We start from the raw sequence: 26,144 nt of genomic DNA, 5'->3' as shown, positions 1-26,144 counted from the left end.
AATAGGAGCATTACCCCTATGAGCGTGCACGAACTCAAACGTCCGCTGGCCCTGGAATGGCCCGCCGAGCTGCTTGGCAATCTGCCCAAGGCCCTGGAACAACTGCACCACTGGGCGCAGATCACCCCGCTGCACACCGCCTTGCGCCATAAGCGCCAGGGCCAGTGGTGCGCCTGGCGCTGGATCGACACCTTGCGCGATGTCGAGCGCCTGGCAGATGGCTTGCGTCAGCAGGGCTTCAACGAGCAATCGCGGTTGGCCCTCAGCGGCGCTTTCGAGCCGAACCTGTTGCTGTTGGCCTTGGCCGCTCAGTCCATCGGCGGGCAGGTACTGACCCTGGCCGATAACCTTGAGCCCGAGGTGCTGTACCAACAGCTGTGGCGCATTCGCCCCACCCATTCTTATGCGCAGGGCCGCCAGCAAGTGCGGCACTGGCAGTCCGCCAACCCGGTGGATTTCGCCCAACTGCTCGGCCCCGTAGACCCGGCGCAGCACCTGCATCGCTGGTGGCAACCCAGCGCTGAAACCGCGTTGTGGAGCGAGGAGGGCACCCATTGGCAAGGCGGGTTGGCGGTGGTGCTGGAACAGTGGCTGAACAGCGGCCACGGCCTGGCCTTTCCCGAAAGCTCTGGCTCGGCCCGGCGTGATCGCAGTGAAGTTGCGCCGACGGGCTTGCTGCTGTCGCCCGAGCGTTTGCAGCACCTGGCCGACGACATCGAAAGCCGCCTCGCACCCCACGGCACGTGGCGCCGACGCCTGTGCGACTGGGCCATCGCCCACCCGCAAAGCGGCCTGCGCCAGTTGCTGAAAAACCGCGTGCGCAGGCTGCTCGGCTTTCAGCGCCTGTCGTATATCTGGCAACCGCTCAAATCCACGGCCGAGCCGGTGTGGCTGGCTGAATTAAAACGGGACATCGCATGAGCCAGGCCATTCTCCAGGTGCGAGATATTTCGCTGTCGTTCAAAGGCGTCAAGGCCATCAATGCGTTGTCGTTTGACGTGCAGCGCGGCGAAATCTGCGCGTTGATCGGGCCAAATGGTGCGGGCAAGAGCTCGTTACTCAATGTGCTCAACGGCGTGTATCGCTTTGATGCCGGCGAGATCGTGTTTGAGCAACACCACTTCCACCGCATCGACCCGTTGGGCGCCGCGCGCCGAGGCATCGGCCGCACGTTCCAGAACAACGCGCTGTTCAAGAAGATGAGCGTGCTCGACAACATCCTCACCGGCCTGTCGCGGCATATGCGCAGCACCTTTATCGAACAGGCCCTAGGCTTGCCCCGCGCCCGGCGTGAGGCTGGAGCTTTCCGCCTGCGCGCCCAAGGCATCCTCGAATTCCTCGAGCTGCAAGCCCATCGCGACGTGCTGGTGGGCAACCTGTCCTACGGCCTGCAAAAGCGTGTGGAGCTGGGCCGGGCGTTGATCGCAGGCCCCAGCCTGTTGCTGCTCGACGAGCCCATGGCCGGGATGAATGCCGAGGAAAAGCAGGAAATGGCGCGCTTCGTCGCCGACGTGAACCGCGACCTCGGCACCACCGTGGTGTTGATCGAACACGACATGGGCGTGGTCATGAGCCTGTCCGACCACGTGGTGGTGCTCGATTACGGGCGCAAGGTCGGCGATGGCACGCCGGCCGAGGTACAGGCCAACCCCGAGGTGATCGCAGCCTACCTGGGCGTGGTGCACTGATGACCTTCTTCTTTGAAACCCTGCTCGGCGGCCTGCTCGCCGGCACCCTGTACTCGCTGGTCGCCATCGGCTTCGTGCTGATCTACAAGGCCAGCGGCGTGTTCAACTTCGCCCAGGGCTCGATGCTGCTGTTCGCCGCGCTGACCTTTGTCAGCCTGCATGACCAAGGCGTGCCGTTCGCCCTGGCGCTGCTGCTGACGGTGATCGTGATGATCGTCGGCGCCTTGCTCATCGAACGGCTGGTGTTGCGCCCGCTGGTCAACCGTTCGCAGATCACCCTGTTCATGGCTACCTTGGGCCTGTCGTTCATTATCGAAGGCCTGGCCCAAGGCTTGATGGGCTCGCAGGTGCGCGCGCTGGATTTGGGCATCGACGACGTGCCGCTGTTTGTCGGGCCGCTGATGCTCAGCCAGTTCGACCTGATCGCCGCAGCGGCTGCGGTGGTGCTGGTCACGGTGTTGGCGCTGCTGTTCAACAAGACCCGCATCGGCGTGTCGTTGCGCGCGGTGGCGGACGACACCACGGCGGCGCTGTCCATCGGCATCAACCTCAACCGCATCTGGCAGATCGTCTGGGCCGTGGCCGGTGTGGTCGGGCTGGTGGCGGGGCTGTTGTGGGGCGCGCGTCAGGGTGTGCAGTTTTCGCTGTCGCTGGTGGTGCTCAAGGCCTTGCCGGTATTGATCATCGGTGGCTTTACCTCGATTGGTGGGGCGATTGTCGGCGGGCTGATTGTCGGCGCGGCGGAGAACCTCGCCGAGGTGTATATCGGCCCGTTGATCGGCGGCGGTATCACGCCGTGGTTCGCTTACGTATTGGCCCTGGCCTTCCTGTATATCCGTCCCGCCGGCCTGTTCGGCGAGCGCGCCATCGAGCGAGTCTGAAACCATGTCGATTCCCGTTGCTCAAGAAACCGCGCCGTTAGTGTTGATCCAGCGGCGCGTGCCGTGGGGCCTGCTTGGCCTGTTGGCGCTGGCTTTTATCGTGGTGCCGCTGTGGGGCAATGACTATTGGCTCAACGCGATCCTGATCCCGTTCCTAGTGCTGTCCCTGGCTGGGTTGGGCCTTAACCTGTTGACCGGCTACACCGGGCAAACCTCGGTGGGCGCGGCGGGTTTCATGGCCGTCGGCGCGTTTGCCACCTACGGCTTTCTGTTGCGTCTGCCGGAGTTGGGTTTGCCGGTGGCGCTGCTCGGTGGGGGCATTATCAGCGCACTGGTGGGGCTGTTGTTCGGTTTGCCCAGCTCGCGAATCAAGGGTTTCTACCTGATGGTCACCACGTTGGCGGCGCAATTCTTCCTGGAGTGGCTGTTCGTCAAATTTCCCTGGTTCTACAACTACGGCTCCTCGGGGACCATTTCCGCGCCAAAACTGGCGCTGTTCGGGCATGACCTCAACACGCCGTTGGGGCGCTACTTGCTGACCCTGATCACGGTGCTGTTGTTGACCTGGACCGCCGTGAATCTGGTGCGCAGCCAGGTCGGGCGCAACTGGATGGCGATCCGCGACATGGACACCGCCGCCGCCGTGGTCGGCATCCCAGTGGTGCGCTACAAGCGCCTGGCGTTCGCTGTCAGCTCGTTCTATTTAGGCATTGCCGGCGCGCTGTGGGCCTTCGCCTACCTGGGCACGGCCAGCGCCAGCAGCTTTGATATCAACCGCTCGTTCCAGATCCTGTTCATCATCATTATCGGCGGCATGGGCAGCATCGCCGGCAACTTTGTCGGCGCGGCCTTCATCAGTTTGCTGCCGATTTTTCTCAGCCATGCAGGCCAGGCGTTGCTCGGTGGCTCGGTGGATGCGGGGCAGTTGCAGAACCTGCAGAAAATCATCTTTGGCGTGCTGATCATCGTGTTCCTGATCAAGGAACCCGAGGGGTTGATTCGCCTGTTGCACAACCTGCGTGACCGTCTGCGGCAGTGGCCGCTGCGCTTCTAACATTCCCTCAAGAGAATCCAACATGCGTGCAACCTTGAAACGTTCCCTGGTCGGCGCCGCCTTCGCGCTGGCCGCATTGGCGGGCGCTGTGCCTCAGGCGATGGCCTCGCCCGACCAGCAATTCATTCCCCTGGCCACCTACCGTGTGGGCGCGTACGCGTCCAGCGGCGTGCAGGTGTGGGCCGGGATGATCGACTACCTGCGTTACATCAACGAGGTCGAAGGCGGCATCAATGGGGTGAAACTGGTGTGGCAGGAGTGCGAGACCGAGTGGACGGCGGAGAAGGGCATCGAGTGCTACGAGCGCTTCAAGAATGGCCTGGATGGCGCGCCGGTCGCGGTGTATCAACCCAATGGCGCGCCGGCGGCGTACGCGCTGAGTGAGCGTGCCGAGGTGGACAAGATCCCGCTGATCACCCTCGGTTACGGCCGCACCGAGGCCACCGACGGCACGGTGTTCCCGTATAACTTTCCGGTGATGCTGACCTTCTACAGCGAAGCCTCGACCTTGGTGAACTACATCGCCCAGCGCGAAGGTGGCTTCGACAAACTCAAGGGCAAGAAGATCGCCACGGTTTATCACGACTCGGCCTATGGTCGCGAAACCCTCGGCCCGCTGAAGTTGCTGGCGGAGAAATACGGCTTTGAAAATATCCAGATTCCAGTGGCCGACCCGGGCAACGAGCAGTCGGCGCAATGGCGTCAGGTGCGCCAGGCGAATCCGGACTGGGTGTTCCTGCGCACCTGGGGCGTATCCACGCCCGTGGCGGTGAAAACCGCCGCACGCTTTGGCTTCCCGGTCGACCATATCATCGGCGATATCTGGGCCAGCTCCAGCGAAGACGTACTGCCCGCCGGCGCTTCCGCCAAAGGTTATCTGGCGCTGACGCCTTACCCGGCAGGCAGCGATTTTGAGATCCACAAACGCCTCAAGCAATACATCCTCGACAAGGGCCACAGCGACCTCAAGGACCTGAAAAACTTCGGCAGCGTCTACTACAACTCAGGCCTGGTGAATGCCGCCGTGGCCGTGGAAGCGATCCGCACCGGCCAGGCCAAATTCGGCAAGCGCCCACTCAACGGCGAAGAAGGCCGCTGGGGCCTGGAACACTTGAACATCGACGACGCTCGATTGAAGGGTATGGGTTACCTGGGCCTGATGCAGAACCTCAAGCTGTCGTGCCGCGACCATGAAGGCGGCGGCTCGGCGCGGGTGCAGCAGTGGGACGGCGCCAACTGGACGCTGATCAGCGACTGGATCGCCGCCGACCGCGCGCTATTGCGCCCGCTGATCGATGAGAAGTCCGCCGCGTTTGCCAAGGAAAAAGGCCTGACGCCACGCACCTGCACCGGGGATGAATAAACCATGAGCCAGCTCGCCGCTGAACCTGCGCAGCCGTCGCTGCTGACGGTCAATGATATTGAAGTCATCTACGACGGCGCGATCCTGGCGGTGGCCGGGGTGTCATTGAGCGTGCCCAAGGGCGCCATCGTCGCCTTGCTCGGCGCCAATGGCGCGGGCAAGAGCACCACGCTCAAGGCAATCTCGGGGTTGGTGCGGGCCGAACGCGCCGAGGTCAGCCGGGGCGTGATCGAGTATGCGGGCCGCGACCTGGCCGGCATCGACCCCAGCCAGCGCGTGCGCCAGGGCATGGTCCACGTGCTGGAGGGCCGGCATGTCTTCGGCCAACTGAGCGTGGAAGACAACCTGCGCAGTGGCGGCTTTGTGCGGCGCCTGAGCCGCAAGGACCTGGAGCACGACCTGGAACGCATCTACTCCTGGTTCCCGCGGCTCAAGACCAAACGCCAGACCCGCGCCGGGCTGACCTCCGGCGGCGAGCAGCAGATGGTCGCCATCGGCCGCGCGTTGATGACCCGCCCTACGTTGGTGCTGCTCGACGAGCCCTCCATGGGGTTGGCGCCGATGATCGTGCAGGAGATTTTCGAGATCATCGCGCAGCTCAACCGCGAGCAGCAGGTGAGCTTCCTGATCGCCGAGCAGAACATCAACGTCGCGCTTAGCTATGCGTCCCAGGGTTACGTGCTGGATACTGGGCGCGTGGTCTTGAGCGGCAGCGCCGCTGAGTTGCTGGCACGCGGCGATTTGCATGATATTTATCTGGGTAAACAGTAAGGGCGAACGTGCATGACTGAATCCATCCGCGACGCTGATGTGTTGATCATCGGCGGCGGCCTGAGCGGCACGCTGCTCGCCGTGCAACTGCTGCGCCTGCCCGGGCAGCGTCGCATCCTGGTGATCGAGCCCCGCGCCGAACTGGGCCGTGGCGAGGCCTACAGTGCGGTCGAGCTGGGCCACACCTTGAACGGCAATGCCGCGCGCATGAGTGTCGACCCGGACAATGCCGATGACCTGACCCAGTGGCTCACTGACTACATCGGCGCCGGCGGTTGGCCGGAATCGGATCAGCAGCACGTACCGATCAGCGAACTGTTCCCGCCGCGCGGGATTTTTGGGCTGTATGCGCAGCAGCGGCTGGCCGAAGCCCGGGCGCTGTCAGCCTCCACTGTCGAGCATGTGTGTGGCGAAGGGGTCGACCTGCAAGTGGATGAGACGTCCACCGTGCTCACGCTCGATAACGGCCAGCAACTGCGCGGCGCCTATGCGGTATTGGCCACCGGCATGTTCCCGGCGGCACGTACGCCGCAGACTGAGTCCAGCGGATTGAACGCTGCGGCGGTCGACCCGTGGGATGTGCAGGCGATGACCCAGATCGACCCGCAATCGGCGGTGTTGATCATCGGTTCCGGGCTGACCATGGTGGACGCCGTGGTGTCGCTGGAGCAGGCGGGCCATCGTGGGCCGATCGAGGTGTTCTCGCGCCATGGTCTGCTGCCCCATGTACGCCGCCAGCCCCCGAGCTGGGAAGATTTTCTGGCTGCCGACCATAGTCTGCGCAGCCCGAGGCAACTGCTGCGCGAGGTACGCCGCCAGTGCCGGATTGCGCAGGCCCAGGGCATCGATTGGCAGGCGCCGCTGGACACCGTGCGTGCGCATATCGGCCGTTTGTGGAGCCAGGCCAGCGAAGGCGAGAAACGTCAGTTCGTGCGCCATGTACGGCCGTGGTGGGAAAGCCATCACCACCGTTCACCGCCATTGAGCGCGCAGCTGGTGGCGCGCTTGCAGGGGGAAGGGCGGTTGCGGGTTCAGGCAGCGTCGTTCAAGGGCTTGGTGGGTTCGCCGGATGGCGTAACCATCCATTTACGGCGTCGGGGTGAACAGGTTGTGACCCAGGTGTCAGGGGCGGCGTTGATCAACTCCAGCGGCATTGAATACGACTGGCGTCGCGTGGCCCGGGCATTGCCGCAGCAATTGCTCAAGCGCGGGTTGATCCAGCCTGGGCCGCTGGCGTTGGGGATTGCGGCGGATGTGTCGGGGGCGGTGGTGGATGCCGAAGGCAATGTCAGCGGGCGCCTGTTCGCCATGGGCCCGCCGTTGCGGGGGATGTGGTGGGAGAGCACGGCGGTGACCGACGTGGCGATTCAGGCTAAGGCATTGGCTGCCAAACTCACTTCAATCTAAATGTGGGAGCAGGCCAGCCAGCTCCCACATTGTTGATCTCCACTGATTTTGAGGAGGGGTTCAGCCCCCGGCTTTTACGAAACCCGTTTTGAGCCCAAACACTTCAACGCCTTGGGCGGTCGATTGCCCGGTGGTTACCTTCACCCGTTCCACCGGCAGGTCCATTGCCGGGCGATACTCCACGGTCATGTCATCGCGGTTGATCGCTTGGCTTGGGATCACAATCGCCTGTTCATTGTTGTAAGTGACGATGGTCAGCCGCGCACTCATCCCCAGTCGTACCCGTTGCAACTGCTGGGGCGTGAGCTTGGGAATCGACAACGTCACCGGAAACTGCGCGCTGCCCTGGCTGTCGCTGGCAATCGCCAGGCCACTGACCACGCTGACGGCACCGGTCAGGCGCTCGCCGTCGAAGCCATCGCCCATCACTTCCACCGCCTGGCCCTGGTGCAGTTGGTTGATGTCCAGCTCCGACACCTTGGCGACGATTTTCAGCCGTTCGATATTCGCCAGGCCAAACAGTACCTGGCCTTGGCTGACCTTACTGCCGGCCTGTACCGGCGCGTTGTTGTTGCCACCGCCCTGGGGCGAACTGTTGTTGCCGGGCGCGGGCACCACGATGCCGGAGAACGGCGCCTTGACCTCCTTGCCGTCGAGCACCTTGTGCAGGGCGTCGTATTTCACCGTGGCATTGGTCAGTTCCATATCGGCGATCTGTTTATATTCGCCACGGCCTTGATCCTGCGCTTGCTGAAGGTCGCTGCGGGCAGAGGCGAGGTCCAGCTGTTGCTGCTGAGTCTGCTGTTTGAGGTCGTCCAACTCGTTACGCGGGATGATGCCGCGCTTGAACAGGTTTTCGCTCTCGGTGAGTTTGCGCTGGGTGTTGCCGGCGGTCATTTCGGCGGTGCGCAGGCTGCGGCGCGCGCGGCTGACGGCGGGGCTGCTGTCCCAGTCCTGCATCTCCTGTACGGTGCGCCGCGCCTTGAGTTGGGCGGACAGTGCGTCACGCAGTTGTACTTCGAGGGTGGCCGGGTCCATGCGCAGCAGCACCTGGCCGGCTTCGACGCGTTGGCCTTGCTCCACCAGGTTGGCCAGCACGTTGCCGTCGAACGGCGCTGTGAGGGTGATGGTGGTGTCGGGTTCGATTTTGCCTACCAGACCGATCTGGTGCACCAGCGGGTCGGGTTTTACCGCCAGCCACTGTGCGGTGCTCGCAACGGGCGTGTCGGCGGGGGTGTACAGGGCAATCCCCGCGCCCGCCAGCAGCACGGTCAACACAGCACCCAGCAGGCGTTTTTTATTAGTAGTCATTGAGGGCGATTTCCCAACTTTCCAGCGTCATGCCCAGCGTCAAGTCGAGCTGGGTCTGGGCGTTCAAATAAGCGATCAGCGCGTTGAGCTGCGCGTTTTCGGCGTTGCGCAGGTCGGTCTCGAAACTCAGCACCTGGAAGTTGGTGGAGCGCCCGGCGCTGAGTTTTTCCCGCTCGATCTCGATCTTGCGCCGTGACAATCCCACCGCACGCTGGGCGATTTCATATTGGCGCCAGCGCGTGCCAAGGTCGCGCACCACGTCGTTGACGTTGCGTTCCAATTCCTGGCGGGCGTCGGTGATACGGATCTCCTGATCCTCCACATTGACCCGCGCGCGCACTTCGGCCTGGCGCGTGCTGATGTCGCCAATAGGGATCTGCACCTGCACCCCGGCGTAGCTGTTCCAGGTACGGTTATTGGTGTTGCCATTGTCGTTGTTGTAGGCGTCGCGTATCTGGTTGGCACCGGCCACCAGGTCCACCTGCCAGCGCCCGGAATCCTTGGCGATCACCAGGTTCAGGTCGGCCTGCTGGCTGCCGAGCAGGGCGGCGAGGTATTCCGGTTGCTGGGTTTGCGCCAGGTTGAAGGCCTGGCGTTTGTCGATGGTCATCGGCTGGGCCTCCAGGGCTTCGCTGGCGCGGATCGGCGTTGACAGGTCCAAGGCCAGCAGGCGCAGCAGGGCGAGGCGGCTCGTATCAAGCTGGTTCTGGGCTTCTTCCACACCGAGTTGCTGGGTGGCAATGTCGGCTTCGGTCTGCACGATTTCAAACTCGGCCATGCGCCCGGCGCTGATCAAGGCTCTGTTCACCTCGAGCAAAGTGCCGGAGCGCTTGAGGGCGTCCTGGACGATGCTCAACTGCTCCTGGGCACGCAGCAGTTCGCGATAGGTGGCGATGATCTGGCTGATGGTCTGCGCCACCGTGGCCTTGAGGTTCAGGCGGTTGGCTTGCTCAGACAGGCGTGACAGGCGCAGCGGCGCGGTGGTGGCGTCCCAGCCTGCGCCACGCATCAGCGGCTGGATGAGGGCCAGGTCCAGGCCGTCGCTACGGTAGCGGCCGGCGCGGTCGGCGGTGTTCAGTTGCTGGGTCCAGGCCATGCTCAGCCGGGTGCCGTACTCGCCGAGCAAGGTCGCATTCGGCGCCAGGCTGGCGTTGCGCGCATTGTCGGCCGAGCCACGGCTGTTGCGGTAATAACTGTTGAGGGTGAGCTTGGGGTTGAACGTGTCTTCGGCCACGCGCAGGTCGAACTTCTGCGCCACCCGTTGCAGGTAGGCGCTGCGGATTGCTGGGTTGTTGCGCAAGCCCAGGTACACCGCGTCACCCAGGGTCATCGTGGTCACCTGGGCGTTCAACGACACCCCTCGGTCGTAACCGCTGCGAGTGGTGCTGGCAGCTGAAGGGTTGATCACCACGTCGGCGGCCGTGCCGGGCAGGCTGACCAGCGCGAGCAGCCATAGCCATTTATTCATCACGCAAGGCCTCCACCGGCTGCAGCCGCGAGGCCGACACCGCCGGATAGATGCCAAAGAACAAGCCCACCAGCAACGTGCTGCCCACGCCCAAGGGCAGGGCGGCGGCGGCCAGGGAAAATACCCAGCCCGACAGCCAGGCGTAGAGCCAGGCGGCGGTCATGCCCAGCACGGCGCCGCAGAGCGCACCGACGGCCGTCAGGGTGACCGCCTCCAGCAGGAACAGGTTGCGAATGTCCCGTTGGCGTGCGCCCAGGGCCATGCGGATGCCGATTTCACGGCGGCGCTCCGAGACATTCATCAGCATCACGTTCATCACGCCGACACCGCCGCCCACCAGCGAGATGGCGCCCAGGGCCAGCAACAAATAGGCGAATGTGCGGCTTTGGCGGGTCATGCCATCGATCATTTGCTGGGGCACCTGGATGTCGACATCGTGGTCAGTGAGCTGGCTTTTCAGGGCGCTGGCGGCGTCGCGGGCGATGCGCTCCATGTCCTGGCCCGGCGCGGCGCGGATGATCACGTTGCCGATTTGCGGCGTCGGGTAGATGCGGCGCATGCCTTCGGCGGGGATGAACAGCGATTCGTTGGCTTGCACCGGCATCAGCATGGCCCGGGGTTGGTTGTGCAGGATGCCCACCACCAGGAACAGGTAGTCGTTGATGCGGATGCGATCCCCCAGTTTCAGCGGGTCGCCCGGTGTACTCAGGGCCTGGGCGACTTGGTCGCCAATCACGCCGTAGGTTTCGCCGGCGTCGAAACTCGATAAAAAACGCCCCTCGCGCACGGCCAGGCGCATGGCATCCTTGATATCCGGCGTAGTGCCGACAAAGTTGGCGTTGACGGTGCGGCCGTGAAACACGACGGGGCCGCCGAACACGCTGAGCGCGCCGATATGGGCAATGCCCGGTATTGCCTGGCGCACCGCCTCGAGGTCGAGGCTGGCGCGCATTGGTGCGCTGCTGTTGCCTTTGGGTGGGAACTGGGCGACCAAGGTGTCGGTGCCCATGTCCTTGAAAATCATCGCCGCATCCACGGAAGCGTTATGGCCGATATTGATCAGCGCCACCACGGATGAACTGCCGATCACAATGCCCAGCAGCGCCAGGACCGAACGTTTGCCAAGGGTACGCAGGCTCACAAACGCCTCGTGCAGCAGTTGGCTCAAGCTTTGTTCGACCCGCAGGCTCATAGGCGCCCGGCCTCATGCACCACGCCATTGCGCACCAGGATCTTGCGTTCCAGGCGCTCGGCGATATGCGCGTCATGGGTGACGATAATCAGCGTCACCTGCTGCTCGCGGTTGAGGGCCAGGAGCAAGTCCATGATCTCTTGGGCGGTGGTGCTGTCGAGGTTGCCGGTGGGTTCGTCGGCGAGAATCACCGAAGGCTTGCCGACCAACGCGCGTGCAATCGCCACGCGTTGACGCTGGCCGCCGGAGAGATCAGCCGGGCGGTGGTGGGCGCGCTCGGCCAGGCCGACTTGCTCAAGCATGCGCAACGCCTGCTCCACTGATTCATGGCGCGACACGCCGCGGTAACTCAGGGGTAGGGCGACGTTGTCCAGGGCACTGAGGCGCGGCAGCAGGTTGAAACTCTGGAACACGAAGCCGATTTGCTGGTTGCGAATCGCCGCCAGCTCATCCGGGCTGGCGCTGAAAATATCGTGGCCAGCAAAGTGGTACTGGCCGCAGTTGGGCAAGTCCAGCAAGCCGAGGATATTGAGCAGGGTACTTTTGCCGGAGCCGGAGGCGCCGAGAATGCCGCAGCTGTCACCGCTGGCAATCGACAGGCACACATCATTAAGAATGGACAGGTGCTGCCCGGCGAGCTGATAGCTTTTGCCGATGCCTTGCAGGGAGATCAAGCCTGGGTGCGCGGAGATGTCTGTCATCGTGACTACGCCTGCAGTCTTGACGGTACCGCTTGCCCCCGGTAAATGGTTGTAACAAGTTTGGGAGTTGCCTGGTACGCGTCACGGACTGGTTTTATTTCTTGTTTTTAAAATATTGTTTGAATAGTAACCGTGTTCCATGCGCTTCGCCAGCCACGGATGTAGAGCGGTTTTACCCTTTGAAACGAATTCTCAGTCAAGCGGATCGGGCAGGTCCCATTGCCCTCGGCTAGTCTCAGAGGGCCCGGTTACACGGGCTTTTAGATGCATACTGCAGTGGCAGTACTTGCTTTCGAAGGGCTGCCCCGGTATAAAAAATCAAATTATTTTTTAAAACAATATTTCCCCCGTGGAACTCCTATGGTCGCGAAGAAACTCAGCGCTCCAAACGTTACCAAGACTCGACTGCTGGATGCGACAGAGGCTCTCTTCATCAAATACGGTTATGACGCCGTTCTGCTCCGGCAGATTACCGAGCGTGCCCAGGTGAACCTGGCCGCTGTGAACTATCACTTCGGGGACAAGGACTCCCTGATGAAAACCTTGCTGATGCAGCGTCTGGAGCCGCTCAACGAGCAGCGCCTGGAACTGCTGGCGCGCTGTGAAGCCGAATCCAGCGGCCCTCTCGACTGCGATACCTTGCTCGGTGTGTTGTTCGCGCCGGCAATGGGTCTGGAGCGCAGTGACCCGGCCAGTGGGGAAGGGCGTTCATTCATTCGGTTCCTGGGCCGGGTTTACAGCGACACCTCGCCGTTTATCCAGGAATACCTCAAGGTGCATTACCAGCCGGTCTTCCAGCGTTTCTTCGAAGCCTTCGCTCTGGCCCTGCCGGACCTGCCCCGCAATGAGCTGGGCGTGCGCCTGCAATTTGCGCTCAAGGCGATTTCCGGGGTGATGGCGGGGACTGAGCTGCGCCTGCTGATGAACTCCATGAGCTTGGGCCGCCCGGCGACGGACGCCGAGGTGATGGCCAAGTTGATTACCCTGGTCTCGGCAGCGATTCGCGTGCCGCAGCAAAGCCCTGAAGCTGAAACCGCGCTGGCCAAGGTGCTCGATACCCAGCGCGCCATCCGTGAACAAGCCGCCACGCCCGCCACCAAAGCGGCGCGATAACTCACAAAACAAAAAAAAGCCCGCTGGGGCGGCGGGCTTGATGTACAACATTTGTAACGGATGAGGCTTCACCCTACGTCTCTGGATGTGAAGAAATCGTGAAAAAAATGTAAGAAAAAGACTGGGTAACGGCAGATTCATGATCACTGCGTTGTTTGTCAGATTCTTGCGTATATCTACCACTCGTCGCCACTGTCAATTTTGACAGTAGATTCGGTTAATACCCCAAGCGCCTCATTCACCTTGCCCGTCTCGCGGTTCCCGCGCGCCCTAAGCCAGCAAGGTAATGATGATGACGACTCCAACCGGCTCAACCGTTGACATATCCCTGGATCCACCCACCGCGACCTTCGGCATCCAGCTTGATAAAACCGACCCGCCAGATAAGCTCGATTACCCTGAAAAAGCTAAATGGGCCTTGGGGCTACGCGCCAGCGACCCTTATGCCGAGTTCTCCTCCGAGGCTTGGTTCGCTGACACCATCGGTGACGAATTCTACCTGTACGGTAATGGCAAAGAGTTGAGCAAGGGCAGCATTACCACCAAGGCACCGCGGTACTTCTTGAACGTCCTCCTGAACAACCTCCTCCCGACCAGCCTGCAGGAGGGCTTAGTCGATGTTTACTGGGAAGTGGTGCGCAAGGCTAGCGGTCAGAGAAGTCGTTCGACTACCGAGAAGTATCTGGTCAAGAAAACCCGCCCTGCCGGCATAGACCGTAGGCCGGACATCTTCGGGCACGATGGATTGCGCGTGGTGGCTGAAGGTTTTTCGGCAGACGCGGATATTGATGCAAGCACAGCAGCAAACGGAATGTGGGCCCTGGTTGATAAGTATCAGAACGCCCGTGAGAACGACGAAATTTTCGTCTATTTGGACGGTATCGCCACCAAACGCCGTTTGAGCGCCGCAGAGGCCGCCGGGGCGGGGCCGTATCGAGTGTTTATTCCGTCGGCGGTTTTCCAGAGGATCAGTCAATCGGGCACCGTAGCGCTCATTTGCACCGTGATAGATGTGGCCGGAAACATCCCGGAGGGGAACGATAAGTTTTCGCCGCCCTACCTATTGAGCAGCAACCTGGACCCCACGCTGTTTGATCCACTGTTGTTTTATGTCAATGGCCTTGAGTCAACGCTGTTGGACCTGGGCACCCAAAGTAATCTCCCACTCAGCGTGCTGGCGATACCGCCACGCTCGGTAGCGATCGCCAGCCCACCCAACCAGATCGTTGTGATGCTGACCCTGATCAAGGCTGACGGTACGCAAACGATCAAGCGCTTGGCGCCGTTTTCCCACACGCAAAGGGCCGGCAATCAAACGCCGGTGCCCAATGAGTATTTCAAGGAGGAAGGGTTTGTTCGCATGTCGTTCGAGCTGTTCACCCCAACAGGGGCATTGCTTGGACGCTCGGGCAGTAGCACGGTGCGGATGGTGGGCACGCCGGCTTTGAGGCTCACTGCGCCATCCTTCAACAACCGGCCTGGGCCTCAGACTATCGCCCCGAATGATTACGCGGGTGGTGCCATTGTGGCAGTGGCGTACCAGGGTATGACCCCTGCACACGCCATCAACCTTAAATGGCCCTTTGCCAATGGCACTTTCGCCAGCATTCCTGCGCAGGCCGGGGTGATCGGTGGGCTTGTGTTCTTCGCTATCAGTTCGTCAATTATTGCCCAGAGCGCGGGCCAAGTTATCCGGTTAAATTACGAAGTGACGTCGGGGCTGAAAAGAACCGGCTCAGATTTTCAGGTACTGACGTTTCAAGCACAGGCCGGTGGGGTTGCCGCCACTGTCGCTGTAGGGGTAGGGCCACACGCAATTAGTATTACCAACGACGGGCTGCGGGCTTTTGTAACCTGTCGGGATAGCAATTCGATTTCGGTGATTGATATCAAGACGCGTAGCGTCATCAACACCATTTTTGGAGTACCGATGGCTTTCGATTCGGTGTTGAGTCCAGATAATAAGCGTTTGTATGTCAGCAATTTTGGTAGCCGCAGCTACACGGTCATCGATACCTCGACCTACCAGACGATTATGACCGTTCAGATCGCAGGCGGTGACGATGTTTCGGGGCTCGCGATGAGTGCCGATGGCTTGCGCTTGTTCGTAGCGTGCACCAGAAACGCACTGGTATCTGTGCATGATACGGCAACGGGTACAAGTATTAACCGTATCGCCGTGACGCGTGACCCGGTCGCTATGGCGATCAATCGTGAGCAAACACAGGTTTTCATCTCCTCCTATTTGGAGGTGGGTATCGTTAATGCCAGCGGCCGCAGCGGCCTTGTGGGAAGAATTCCAGGCACTAATAGACCCGTACAGATGGTGTTTGGCCCGGACAGTGGCGCGGCCAGCCGCGTCTATGTCACTGACGTTGATAATATCCTCGTTATTGATCCCGCTAAAAACGTCGTTATCAAGAAGATACCGGGTGTTCGTTACGCTTGGGGCGCTGCGCTCAATCCGAATGCGCGAGAGCTCTGGGTGGGGTCGGTGGGCCCTGGAGGTTTAGCGGCTTACCGTGATTCGGTGTTCGTTATCAATGTTGATACGGACCAAATCATCAGACGTCTCACGGGCTTCGAAAACGCTGCAAGCATTGCTTTCGTGCCCAATACCAGACTCGCGCTGATCGCCAATCAAGCATCGAATACAGTGAGTTTTATTCCGACTTGAGGTACTTGGTCACTTCAGTAAACGCATGTGACCATGCAATGGGGCAGCTCTACTTAACGGTAGGCGGCCCTTTTTTATTACCCTATCTTCCAATGGCTCGACGTCTTCGCCAACCGCTGACGTATCGCTTGATCGCGGCCCACTGACCACTCGTCGCCACTGTCAATTCTGACAGTAGATTCGGTTAATACCCCAAGCGCTTCATTCACCTTGCCCATCGCGCGGTTCCCGCGCGCCCTGAACCAGCAAGGTAATGATGATGACGACTCCAACCGGCTCAACCGTTGACATATCCCTGGATCCACCCACCGCGACCTTCGGCATCCAGCTTGATAAAACCGACCCGCCAGATAAGCTCGATTACCCTGAAAAAGCTAAATGGGCCTTGGGGCTACGCGCCAGCGACCCTTATGCCGAGTTCTCCTCCGAGGCTTGGTTCGCTGACACCATCGGTGACGAATTCTACCTGTACGGTAATGGCAAAGAGTTGAGCAAGGGCAGCATTACCACCAAGGCACCGCGGTACTTCTTGAACGTCCTCCTGAACAACCTCCTCCCGACCAGCCTGCAGGAGGGCTTAGTCGATGTTTACTGGGAAGTGGTGCGCAAGGCTAGCGGTCAGAGAAGTCGTTCGACTACCGAGAAGTATCTGGTCAAGAAAACCCGCCCTGCCGGCATAGACCGTAGGCCGGACATCTTCGGGCACGATGGATTGCGCGTGGTGGCTGAAGGTTTTTCGGCAGACGCGGATATTGATGCAAGCACAGCAGCAAACGGAATGTGGGCCCTGGTTGATAAGTATCAGAACGCCCGTGAGAACGACGAAATTTTCGTCTATTTGGACGGTATCGCCACCAAACGCCGTTTGAGCGCCGCAGAGGCCGCCGGGGCGGGGCCGTATCGAGTGTTTATTCCGTCGGCGGTTTTCCAGAGGATCAGTCAATCGGGCACCGTAGCGCTCATTTGCACCGTGATAGATGTGGCCGGAAACATCCCGGAGGGGAACGATAAGTTTTCGCCGCCCTACCTATTGAGCAGCAACCTGGACCCCGCGCTGTTTGATCCACCGTTGTTTTATGTCAATGGCCTTGAGTCAACGCTGTTGGATCTGGGCACCCAAAGTAATCTCCCTCTCAGCGTGCTGGCGACACCGCCACGCTCGGTAGCGATCGCCAGCCCACCCAACCAGATCGTTGTGACGCTGACCCTGATCAAGGCTGACGGTACACAAACGAGCAAGCGCTTGCCGCCGTTTTCCCACACGCAAAGGGCCGGCAATCAAACGCCGGTGCCCAATGAGTATTTCAAAGAGGAAGGGTTTGTTCGCATGTCGTTCGAGCTGTTCACCCCAACAGGGGCATTGCTTGGGCGCTCGGGCAGCAGCACGGTGCGGGTGGTGGGCACGCCCGTATTGACGTATCCGGCGCCGGCCTTCGACAACAAGCCAGGGCCGCAGACGATCACGCTGCAGAACTATCTCAATGGCGCCGCTGTGGCGGTGGCGTACCGCAGCATGTCCCCTGCCGATGTAATCCGCCTCAACTGGAGCATTCCAAATGGCAACGTCGTCAACATTGCGCCCCAGACCGGGACAACCGGTGGAACAGTGTTCTTCCCCATCAGTGCGCAAATCCTCGCCCAGAGCGCGGGCCAAACTATCAAGTTAAGTTACCAGGTGACAGTGGGGGGCAAAACACCGACGTCAGAGACTCAGGAACTGACGGTGCAAACTGCCAGTGTCGCCGACTATCCGAGGGCGCTTATTAATGGGATTGCTGACGGTGGGACGCTGGAATTGAGCTACCTCGTGGGCGATGCGTACATCGCAATAACCAAGTGGCCTCTCAGTGTTGCTGGACAAACAATCACGATAACGCTGAACAGTGAGGGCGTCGTGCCGTTGACCGTACGCAGCGACTATAGGATCTTGGAATCCGAGGCACTGAACGGACTGGCGAATATAGCGGTATCAAGAAGTTGGTTAAACAGCGTGCCCCACGGCAACAAAATAATCATCACGTGTTCGATCAACACTAACGGCCAGACTATTGCATTTCCACAGACGACGTACCTGTTGTTGTCACCCTTGCGAATAGACAGTTCACTCGTCATGTTGTCTGGGCAAAGCATACTCTCGGGCATTAATCTGATTAATGATTTCCCTGGTAATACCATTACCAGGCTACCAGAAGGGGGGCGCCGCCCTTACACCTTCTCGGCTATAGGGGATCGGGTAACAGTTGATGCAAATACTGGAAAAATCACAGGTTTGCGTAGCGGCTCAGCGGTTATCACGGTCACTGATGCAAATCGAAACAGCGTAAATTATACGGTGAACGTATCGAACTGCTGGATGCTGCATTTAGTGGGATGGGGCAATGCAAAAGATGGCCAAGCCAACTTTGTTATTAATCGGAATGCGCTGATAGGCGGCGGATTTCCAAGCGCACGTGAACTGACCGAAACCGACTGGGGGTTGCTGTACCACGCTTTTGGAAAAATTCCAATTTCAGTCGGCCCTCAGGCCACAACCTATTTTTGGACCACGGCAGTCGTCAATGGAGGAGGTGTATCAATGGCGTATAACCAGTTTAATGGAACTCGCACACTGATTTCGGTGAACACACCTGGACAGAGCTCCTTGTTCCTTAGCGCTGTTTAATTTCTCAAAACGCCTGTGCGGTAATACGCTTGAACTCAGTGAGACAACGCTATCGTAAACATAGCGTTGTCTCGCTTTCTTGCGTCAAACAGTCACCATTGGCACGCGTGCGCAGGCCCAGGCCTATGAACCAATACATTACCTATTATCTTTTTGAGGAACAGATCGATCCGACGATACGGTCTAATCCTTTTACGTCTTTCAGGTCAGCATAGAAACTCTGCGCAGTCGCTATATAGGTCCTGCTTGAAGCCACTGTAAGGAGTACTGAGTCGGGACAGTTCTACTCAACCGTAGACTGTTCTTTTTCCCTAACTCAAATCTTCCAATGGCTCGACGTTTTTGCCAACCGCTGACGCATGGCGTCGACGTTGCTCGCCAACTGCAACGTCAATAACCGATACCCATCCAGTGCACTCTGTACCGGCGCCTCCAACCCGGCTTCATCCGAGACCTGCGCGGCCGGTCGATCCAGCCGGTCGGTAAACCCCAACTTCAATGCCCGCGCCATCCCCACCAGATGCACCCGAATCTGCCGATGCTCGGCCTTCAACATCACCTGCATGCGCGCCATCGCCTGTTCATCGCGTGGATCGGGCCGAGTATTGCCGAGAATCTCCAGGGTGCTGATGCACATGCGCAAGTGTCGCTGGATGGCGTCCAACTCGGTCATGGAGATGCGCACTTCCTTGGACACCGACGGCATCAACGAGCGCAGTTGCAGCATCGCTGCATTCAGGCGGTTGAGCAGCTTGAAGTGCTCATCATCGGTGACCGACTGGCCGCTGATGATCCGGCTGTAAATCTCGGCACAGTCGCGCAATGCACTGGCCAGGTTGTAGCGCCACGAGTACACCGCGTACAGCGGCAGGGCGAAGGAGAACGCCAGCGCCAACACAATGCCGATCAGGATGTCCACGGTGCGCCACAAGCCATCCGAGATCGGGTTATCGCCGTGGCCGGCGACAATAAACACCGTGATCGCTGACAGCAGCGCGATATAACCGCCCTTGCCGATGGCGTGATAGGAAAAGAACCCGCACACCACCGACATCAACAAGTAGGTCAGCAACGGCTGGCCGAAATAGGCCTGTTGCACCACCAGCAGCAAGCCGACGCTGGCGCCGATCAAGGTGCCATAGGCGCGCTCCACGGCTTTTTTGCCGATGTTGCCGTGGTGTTGCAAGCCGCCGATCACGATCAGCATGGTCACCGAAGCCCACTCACCGTGGGGCAGGTTAATGCCGGTGGTAAGCAGTATCGTCGCCAACAAACCGATGGACACGCGTACGGCGTGGATCAGCTTGGCATGGCGATAGCGCCGGTAGGGGTCGAGCAAGGGGCGCAACAGGCGCCGGGCGAAGAAGGGCAGGTTCATCGGTAGTTAAGTGGCCTCGGTAGTCAGGGCGAACGCGGTCTAAATTGTGGGAGCCGGGCTTGTGTGGGCGCTGGCTTGCCTGCTCCCACACAAGACTGCTTTCACTCAGGAATTGAGGTGTTCTTAGAAAATGTAGTCAGTGGTCAAAAAGCTCGAATCACGGTTGCGCAAGATATCGCTGACCAGCGCCTTGTTGCTCTCTTGGAACTTGGTCGCCACCAGGGTGCGGATCGAGAACACGCGCAACGCGTCATGGACCGACAGCGTACCCTCGGCCGAGTTCTTGCGGCCGTTGAAGGGGAACGTGTCCGGCCCGCGCTGGCATTGGGCGTTGATGTTGATACGGCCGACCTGGTTGGCAAACACATCCACCAGCCGCCCGACTTCCAAGGCGTTGGTGCCGAAAATGCTCAGTTGCTGGCCGAAATCCGAGTCCAGCACATAGTCGATCACCGTCTCCAGGTTACGGTAAGGCACGATCGGCACCACCGGGCCAAACTGCTCCTCGTGGTACACGCGCATTTGCGGGTTCACCGGGTACAGCACTGCCGGGTAGAAGAACGAACCACGGCTGATGCCGCCGTTGGCATTCACCACTTGGGCGCCGTGCTGCGCCGCATCGCCCACCAGCGCGTTGAGGTAATCGACCTTGCCCACTTCCGGCAGTGGCGTCAGCGACACGCCGTCTTCCCACGGCATGCCAGGCTTTAACGTCGCAAGCTTGGTGTTGAATTTTTCGATAAAGCTGTCGACCACGTCTTCATGTACAAACAGGATTTTCAGTGCGGTGCAGCGCTGGCCGTTGAACGACAGGGAACCGGTGACGGCCTCGTTGACCGCATTGTCCAGGTCCACCTGGGGCAGCACGATGCCAGGGTTCTTCGCATCCAGGCCCAATGCCGCGCGCAAACGGTGCGGTTTGGGGTGCAGTTTTTTCAGGTCGCTGGCGGCCTTGTTGGTGCCGATAAACGCGAAAATATCAATCTTGCCGCTGGCCATCAGCGCGCTGACGGTTTCGCGGCCACTGCCGTAGATCACGTTGATCACCCCGGCCGGGAAGCTGTCGCGGAACGCCTCCAGCAGCGGGCGAATCAGCAACACGCCGAGCTTGGCCGGCTTGAACACCACGGTGTTGCCCATGATCAGCGCCGGGATCAGCGTGGTGAAGGTCTCGTTCAGCGGGTAGTTATAAGGCCCCATGCACAGCGCCACGCCCAGCGGTACGCGGCGGATTTGCCCGAGGGTGTCCTGTTCCAGCTCGAAGCGGCTGCTGCGGCGGTCGAGCTCTTTGAGCGCATTGATGGTGTCGGTGATGTAGTCGCAAGTGCGGTCGAACTCTTTCTGCGAGTCTTTGAGGTTCTTGCCGATCTCCCACATCAACAGCTTGACCACCGCATCACGCTGTTCGCGCATGCGCCGCAAGAAGGCTTCCACATGCTGGATACGTTCAGCCACGCGCATCGTCGGCCATTCGCCCTGGCCACGGTCATAGGCGCGCACGGCGGCGTCGAGGGCGGTGAGGGCGGTGTCGGCGTCCAGCAACGGCGTGCTGCCAATATGCACGCGCTCATCGCCCAGTTGCACCGGGCTCAGCACCTGAGCCAACGGCCCGTTCCACACCTGCAACTGGCCGTCGACCAAGTAATCACGCTGTTCAATGGGCGCTGCGAGGCGAAATTGCTCGGGAATATCGTTGGCGGAAGTCGGAAACAACTGAGCGAGCAGGTTACTGGTGGTCATGTCGCTACCCCTGGAATAGTTGCAAAACATGACTAGAGAGTCGCCCAACAACCGGCTCTATGGCAAGGCTTGTGCGCTTTCTTGTACGCGCCGCTGTGTGTGTCACGCTCGTCGGAGTAAACTGCGCGGCTTTTCAGAAGGAGTTCACATGAGTCAGTACCAGCCGGGCATTCTTGCCGCACCGGTGCCGTTGCAGGCACGCCATCTGTTTTTTGCCGTGGATAGCCTGGCAGCCGTGCCCGCCGCATTGGACGCGCTGGTGCAGCTGGCGGATTCGGCCGCGGTGGTCGGTTTTGGTGAGCCGCTGGTAACCGCCTTGGGTGCAAAGGTTGAAGGCTTGCGCGCATTCCCGGCCGTCAGCGGCCCGGGCGCGCATAACCCCTCGACCCAGCAGGCGCTGTGGGTGTGGCTGCATGGCGTGGATCGTGGTGAGCTGCTGTTGCGTAGCCGCACCTTTGAAAAAGCCTTGGCCCCGGCGTTTCGCCTGGTGCAGATGACCGAAGGCTTCCGTTACAAGACCGGTTTCGATTTGACCGACTACGAAGACGGCACCGAAAACCCCCACGACGATGCAGCGGTTGAAGCCGCGATGACCGACAGTGGCGCCAGTTTTGCCGCGATCCAGCAATGGCAGCACGACCTCGACGGTTTTGCCGCGTTGCCTGCGCAAGAGCGCGACCACATCATCGGCCGCCGCCATGGTGATAACGAAGAGTTGCAAGACGCACCCGAGTCCGCCCACACCAAACGCACGGCCCAGGAAAGCTTCACCCCGGAAGCCTTCGTGGTGCGCCGCTCGATGCCTTGGGCCGAGAACGGTCAGGCGGGGTTGATGTTCCTTGCCTTTGGTCATTCCTTTGATGCGTTTGAAGCGCAACTGCGGCGCATGAGCGGGTTGGAGGATGGGATTGTGGATGGGTTGTATCGCATCAGCACGCCGTTGACCGGGGGTTATTACTGGTGCCCGCCGCTCAAGGATGGGCATCTGGACCTGAGTGCAATCTGCGTTTAGGCGCACATCTGAAACTGTGGGAGAGGGCTTGCCTGCGATGCAGGCAGCTTGGTATCCATGCAGCGCCGGCTATTGGGCCGCGACATGAAAATGACCCGCAGCGAAACCAAACGCGAACGCAAAGACATCGACGGCAACCCGCTGATCAAGCGAACGGCGGCGCAGATTGCCCGAAAAGCTGTGCCTGGCGACTCGGTGTCGTATGCCTCATTCCAAGCGGTAGCGGATGGGTGGGTCGTGGCGCGATTGATTTAAGCGCCGTGCAGGCTACGCTTGGTTAGCGCTTTGGGTTCAGAGGGAGTATCTGCTCAGCAGGAGCTGAAGTTGTATCTGTCACAGGCGAGGGATGGACGCGTTAACCGTCAGGTTGTCGCTGAACTGTTTCCAACTTTCCTAGGAGTTTCAACATGACAGATCAACAGCGTAATTTGATCAACGAGTGGGCCGAGAGCTGGTCCACACCCTCAAAAGAGCGATTTCTCGCGATATTTTCAGAGACGACTGTCTATGAGGACAAGGCCGCGCGGCAAATCATGCGCGGACGGAACGAGTTGGGCGATTTTTTTGACCAGATCAGAAAGGCATTGCCCGATTTCAAGGTTATCAGCGACCTGATCAGCCTTGGCGAGCGCGGCGGGACGATTCAGTGGCATATGACGGGAACCCAAAAGGGCGAGCTGTTCGGTTATGGCGCAACTTACAATCAGATCAACGTGGATGGTACCTGCGTGATCAGGATTCAGGACAATAAAATTGTCGAATGCACCGATTACTACGACATGAAAACGCTGTACCGTCAGCTCGGTTTCGACAACAACTGAAGGCAGGGACCACCTGAATGATCGTTCCCACCCTGTGTGGGAACGCCTCCCGTGACGCTCTGCGTTACCACCTTGAGAGTGGACGCGGAGCGTCTATGGAGCGATCACACTGGCGGTGCTGGAAGCGGGGCAGGGAGGCGATGCGCAGCTTGGGCTCCTGCAACCGCGCCAAGTCCGTCGCAATCTGCGCCTGTCACAACAAGCCCGCTCTCCACAGAAAGCCTTCTGCTCACTATCGCTCCACAGTGGACATGAAAACTTTGACAGACAGGCAAACGGCCACTGAAAAATTTCCCGGCTGCCCGTAATCTAAACGCCTTTGTTACCAGCGCCAGGTTGTTCATGTCTTCTGCTGCCGATGGGTTGCCCGCCAATAAACGCCTGCCGGCAGTGATCGCCCTTTCTTTGGGGATCGGCATGGCCACCCTGGACACGGCTATCGTCAATACGGCGCTGCCGACCCTGGCCGAAGGCATCGGCACCGACTCCGCCTCGGTGATCTGGGTGGTCAACGCCTACCAGTTGGCGATTATCGCCACGGTGCTGCCGTTCGCGTCGTTGAGCGATGTGCTGGGGCACCGCCGGGTGTACCTCGGCGGGTTGCTGCTGTTTATTATCTCGTCGCTGTTTTGCGGGCTGGCCGGGTCGCTGCTGACGCTGACCGCCGCGCGCGTGGCGCAAGGCCTGGGCGCGGCGGCGGTGATGAGCGTCAACACCGCGTTGCTGCGGCATATCTACCCTTCAAAAATGCTTGGGCGTGGCCTGGGTTATAACTCGTTGGTGGTGGGGCTGGCGTTCACCCTCGGGCCGACCGCTGCGTCGGCGATTCTGTCGGTGGCGACCTGGCATTGGTTGTACCTGATCAACGTGCCGCTGGGGCTGCTGGCCCTGGGGCTGGGCCTGCGTTCATTACCCACGCTGCCCATGACCGGCCACGCCTTCGACCGTCTCGCCGCGTTGCTATGTGCCGGGTTGTTTGCCCTGCTGGTGCTCGGCCTGGGCACGGCGGTACACGGTGCCCAGGGCGCACTGACCTTGGGCCTGATCGCCGTGGCGCTGATGTGCGGCGCGGTGTTGCTGCGCCGTCAGGCCGGTCATCCGGCGCCGATGCTGGCTCTGGATTTGTTCAAACGGCCGGTGTTTGCGCTGTCTTCCCTCACCGCGATCTGCGCGTTCAGCGCCCAGGGCCTTGCCTTTGTGTCGCTGCCGTTCCTGTTGCAGGCGGTGCTCGGCCATAGCCAGGTAGAAACCGGGTTTCTGATGACGCCGTGGCCGGCAGTGGTCGCCGTCATGGCCTTGGTGGCGGGGCGCCTGGCGGATCGGGTGTCGCTGGGCGTGCTGTGCGGCGTCGGCTTGCTGATGCTCAGCGTGGGCATGGCCGCGTTGGCGAACTTGGGCAATGGCGCGTCAGCCTTTGATATTGGTTGGCGCATGGCCCTGTGCGGCGCCGGGTTTGGCTTTTTTCAATCGCCCAACCTCAAGGCGATCATGACCAGCGCACCGTTGGCCCGCAGCGGTGGGGCCAGCGGCATCGTCGCGATTTCGCGGTTGCTGGGCCAGACGCTGGGGGCGTCGTTGGTGGCGTTCTGTTTTCATCTGTCCCTGGGCAGCGGCCCGCAATACGCGCTGTGGCTGGGTTGCGGGTTTGCACTGGTGGGCAGTGTGGCCAGCGGCCTGCGTTTACTGCCCTATGGAAAAAAGCCGGATAGATCGTTGTAAAACCCGGCGTGAGAAGGCTAACGTTGCGACCTGAATATTTCGGGATGTTTCAGATTTATGCCCAGCCTGGCCCAACGCACTGCTGATCTCACCTCCCGACGCGCCGCGCTGACCCTCGCGTTATGCCTGCCCAGTGACGTGCTGCTCTACTTGCTGCTGCCCATGCAATCCCAGGCCTTTGGCATCACGCTGGCCCAGGCCGGGGTGTTGCTGGCAGCCAACCGCCTGGTGCGGATTTTCGGTTACCGGCATGTGTTGAATTTCTACGCGCGCAACGGCGACCGGCTGACCTGCATGATCGCCGCCGGTGCTGCCACGGTGTGTGCCTTGGGCAACTCGCGGTTGTCGGGTTTCGCCGCACTGCTGGGGTTACGACTGATCTGGGGCCTGTGTTTTGCCGCGTTGAACCTCTCGACCCAAGTGTTGGCGACTTCCGAACCCGCTGGCGCAGCCCGCCGTGCGGGGCGTTCACGGGCGGTGATCGCCCTCGGGCCGATGCTGGCGTTGCCGCTGGGTGGCTGGCTGACCTTATGGGCCGGGCCGCGCCCGATCTTTGTGATTCTCGCCGGTTGCTGCCTGGTCGGCCTGTGGGTGGCGCGCGGCTTACCCACCGCAAGCCATGACTTGCACAGCACCGGGCGGCGCTTCAAGTGGCCTGACAGTGTGGCAACCTGGTCGTTTATCGAAGGTGTGGCGCTCGATGGGCTGTTTATCTTTGGCTTGTCGATCCAGGCACAGAAGCTTCTCGGCGGCGATGCGGTGCTGATCGCCGGTGGCCTGATGGCCCTGCGGTATGCCTCGGAGATGCTCCTGAGCCCGTTGGGCGGCCGGGCGGCGCAACGTTTTGGCGCGACCTCGATGCTGCTGCTGTTTTCGTTTTTGAGTGCCCTGGCCCTGACCGCGTTCGGCAGTTATTGGGTGATCGTCGGCGCGGCGGCGGTGCTGGTGCTGCGCGCGCTACAACTGCCGCTGGTGACCACCTTGGTGGCCGAGCGCAACCCCGGTTCGATGCGCGTTTCAGCCCTGGCCTCCAACGCAGTGTGGCGCGACGTCGGCGCCGGCCTCGGGCCTTTGCTGGCCGGCCTGTTGCTGCCCGTGGCCTCGGCGCCCTGGGTGTTTGGCCTGGCTGGCGCGGCAATCGCGGTGAGCGCGGTGTTCTGCTGGCGAACCAAGCTTTCTAACTGAC

Annotated in this window: 20 protein-coding genes and 1 pseudogene; 15 read left to right on the top strand and 6 right to left on the bottom strand. The window is 60.7% G+C overall.

Annotation, left to right across the window (positions count from 1 at the left end; translation table 11 throughout):
* Positions 1–18: 18 nt before the first annotated feature.
* The 7 genes from KZH41_RS18830 to KZH41_RS18800 are packed head-to-tail and all read left to right on the top strand — an operon-like array spanning position 19 to position 7,164.
* Positions 19–921 carry an acyl-CoA synthetase gene (locus KZH41_RS18830; protein WP_242150661.1) on the top strand — a complete coding sequence of 301 codons (903 nt, stop codon included), beginning with the start codon at positions 19–21 and terminating at the stop codon, positions 919–921.
* Entirely contained in the window at positions 918–1,688 is a 771-nt protein-coding gene (locus KZH41_RS18825) for an ABC transporter ATP-binding protein (RefSeq protein WP_094953123.1), read from the top strand. The genes KZH41_RS18830 and KZH41_RS18825 overlap by 4 nt, the downstream gene beginning before the upstream one ends.
* Positions 1,688–2,569, top strand: coding sequence for a branched-chain amino acid ABC transporter permease (locus KZH41_RS18820; RefSeq protein ID WP_145164041.1), 882 nt, complete (start codon positions 1,688–1,690; stop codon positions 2,567–2,569). Before KZH41_RS18825 ends, KZH41_RS18820 begins: the two co-directional genes overlap by 1 nt.
* 4 nt (positions 2,570–2,573) lie before the next feature.
* A complete protein-coding gene (locus KZH41_RS18815) occupies positions 2,574–3,623 on the top strand; it encodes a branched-chain amino acid ABC transporter permease (RefSeq protein ID WP_094953120.1) in 1,050 nt (349 codons plus the stop codon).
* 22 nt (positions 3,624–3,645) lie between these two features.
* A complete protein-coding gene (locus tag KZH41_RS18810; RefSeq protein WP_094953118.1) occupies positions 3,646–4,986 on the top strand; it encodes an ABC transporter substrate-binding protein in 1,341 nt (446 codons plus the stop codon).
* A gap of 3 nt (positions 4,987–4,989) precedes the next feature.
* Complete coding sequence (locus KZH41_RS18805) at positions 4,990–5,757, top strand: ABC transporter ATP-binding protein (RefSeq protein ID WP_242150656.1); 768 nt, start codon at positions 4,990–4,992, stop codon at positions 5,755–5,757.
* A gap of 12 nt (positions 5,758–5,769) precedes the next feature.
* Positions 5,770–7,164 (top strand): FAD/NAD(P)-binding protein, encoded by a 1,395-nt coding sequence (locus KZH41_RS18800; protein WP_263273457.1) that lies wholly within the window; start codon positions 5,770–5,772, stop codon positions 7,162–7,164.
* A 60-nt stretch (positions 7,165–7,224) separates the two neighbouring features.
* On the opposite strand, the gene KZH41_RS18795 is transcribed toward KZH41_RS18800, so the two are convergent.
* Genes KZH41_RS18795 through KZH41_RS18780 form a run of 4 tightly spaced genes read right to left on the bottom strand, consistent with a single transcriptional unit; the run spans position 7,225 to position 11,836 of the window.
* The gene (locus KZH41_RS18795) at positions 7,225–8,475 is read right to left on the bottom strand and encodes an efflux RND transporter periplasmic adaptor subunit (protein ID WP_263273456.1); all 1,251 of its coding nucleotides are present in this window, start codon (positions 8,473–8,475) and stop codon (positions 7,225–7,227) included.
* Positions 8,465–9,943 carry a TolC family protein gene (locus tag KZH41_RS18790; protein WP_094953110.1) on the bottom strand — a complete coding sequence of 493 codons (1,479 nt, stop codon included), beginning with the start codon at positions 9,941–9,943 and terminating at the stop codon, positions 8,465–8,467. Before KZH41_RS18790 ends, KZH41_RS18795 begins: the two co-directional genes overlap by 11 nt.
* Positions 9,936–11,135: an ABC transporter permease gene (locus tag KZH41_RS18785; protein WP_094953108.1), complete on the bottom strand. Its 1,200-nt coding sequence runs from the start codon at positions 11,133–11,135 to the stop codon at positions 9,936–9,938. Before KZH41_RS18785 ends, KZH41_RS18790 begins: the two co-directional genes overlap by 8 nt.
* Positions 11,132–11,836 (bottom strand): ABC transporter ATP-binding protein, encoded by a 705-nt coding sequence (locus KZH41_RS18780; protein ID WP_094953106.1) that lies wholly within the window; start codon positions 11,834–11,836, stop codon positions 11,132–11,134. Before KZH41_RS18780 ends, KZH41_RS18785 begins: the two co-directional genes overlap by 4 nt.
* 360 nt (positions 11,837–12,196) lie before the next feature.
* On the opposite strand from KZH41_RS18780, the gene KZH41_RS18775 reads away from it, so the two are divergent.
* From KZH41_RS18775 to KZH41_RS18765, 3 genes are all read left to right on the top strand, one after another.
* A complete protein-coding gene (locus KZH41_RS18775) occupies positions 12,197–12,949 on the top strand; it encodes a TetR/AcrR family transcriptional regulator (RefSeq protein ID WP_094953104.1) in 753 nt (250 codons plus the stop codon).
* A gap of 292 nt (positions 12,950–13,241) precedes the next feature.
* Positions 13,242–15,626, top strand: a complete 2,385-nt coding sequence (locus tag KZH41_RS18770; RefSeq protein ID WP_263273455.1) for a YncE family protein — start codon at positions 13,242–13,244, stop codon at positions 15,624–15,626.
* Between the two features lie 259 nt (positions 15,627–15,885).
* Complete coding sequence (locus KZH41_RS18765; protein ID WP_263273454.1) at positions 15,886–18,288, top strand: hypothetical protein; 2,403 nt, start codon at positions 15,886–15,888, stop codon at positions 18,286–18,288.
* Between the two features lie 316 nt (positions 18,289–18,604).
* Here KZH41_RS18765 and KZH41_RS18760 read toward each other — a convergent pair whose 3' ends face one another.
* Both KZH41_RS18760 and KZH41_RS18755 read right to left on the bottom strand, forming a co-directional pair.
* Entirely contained in the window at positions 18,605–19,666 is a 1,062-nt protein-coding gene (locus KZH41_RS18760; protein WP_094950587.1) for an FUSC family protein, read from the bottom strand.
* A gap of 123 nt (positions 19,667–19,789) precedes the next feature.
* Positions 19,790–21,406 carry an NADP-dependent glyceraldehyde-3-phosphate dehydrogenase gene (locus KZH41_RS18755; RefSeq protein WP_263273453.1) on the bottom strand — a complete coding sequence of 539 codons (1,617 nt, stop codon included), beginning with the start codon at positions 21,404–21,406 and terminating at the stop codon, positions 19,790–19,792.
* Between the two features lie 148 nt (positions 21,407–21,554).
* Here KZH41_RS18755 and KZH41_RS18750 point away from each other — a divergent pair, with 148 nt between their 5' ends.
* From KZH41_RS18750 to KZH41_RS18730, 5 genes and pseudogenes are all read left to right on the top strand, one after another.
* The gene (locus KZH41_RS18750; protein WP_094950589.1) at positions 21,555–22,418 is read left to right on the top strand and encodes a Dyp-type peroxidase; all 864 of its coding nucleotides are present in this window, start codon (positions 21,555–21,557) and stop codon (positions 22,416–22,418) included.
* A gap of 51 nt (positions 22,419–22,469) precedes the next feature.
* A pseudogene (locus KZH41_RS18745) lies at positions 22,470–22,614 on the top strand (EscU/YscU/HrcU family type III secretion system export apparatus switch protein); the annotation flags it as partial.
* 211 nt (positions 22,615–22,825) lie between these two features.
* Positions 22,826–23,239 carry an ester cyclase gene (locus tag KZH41_RS18740; RefSeq protein WP_094950591.1) on the top strand — a complete coding sequence of 138 codons (414 nt, stop codon included), beginning with the start codon at positions 22,826–22,828 and terminating at the stop codon, positions 23,237–23,239.
* 342 nt (positions 23,240–23,581) lie between these two features.
* Complete coding sequence (locus tag KZH41_RS18735; RefSeq protein ID WP_242150639.1) at positions 23,582–24,958, top strand: MFS transporter; 1,377 nt, start codon at positions 23,582–23,584, stop codon at positions 24,956–24,958.
* Positions 24,959–25,015: 57 nt separating this feature from the next.
* Positions 25,016–26,143 (top strand): MFS transporter, encoded by a 1,128-nt coding sequence (locus tag KZH41_RS18730; RefSeq protein WP_263273452.1) that lies wholly within the window; start codon positions 25,016–25,018, stop codon positions 26,141–26,143.
* Position 26,144: the final 1 nt, after the last annotated feature.

It is taken from the genome of Pseudomonas sp. YeP6b, assembly GCF_025642995.1.
Taxonomy (GTDB): domain Bacteria; phylum Pseudomonadota; class Gammaproteobacteria; order Pseudomonadales; family Pseudomonadaceae; genus Aquipseudomonas.
The sequence above is the reverse complement of the archived record's forward strand: the minus strand, read 5'-3'. Positions and strand labels throughout refer to the sequence as shown.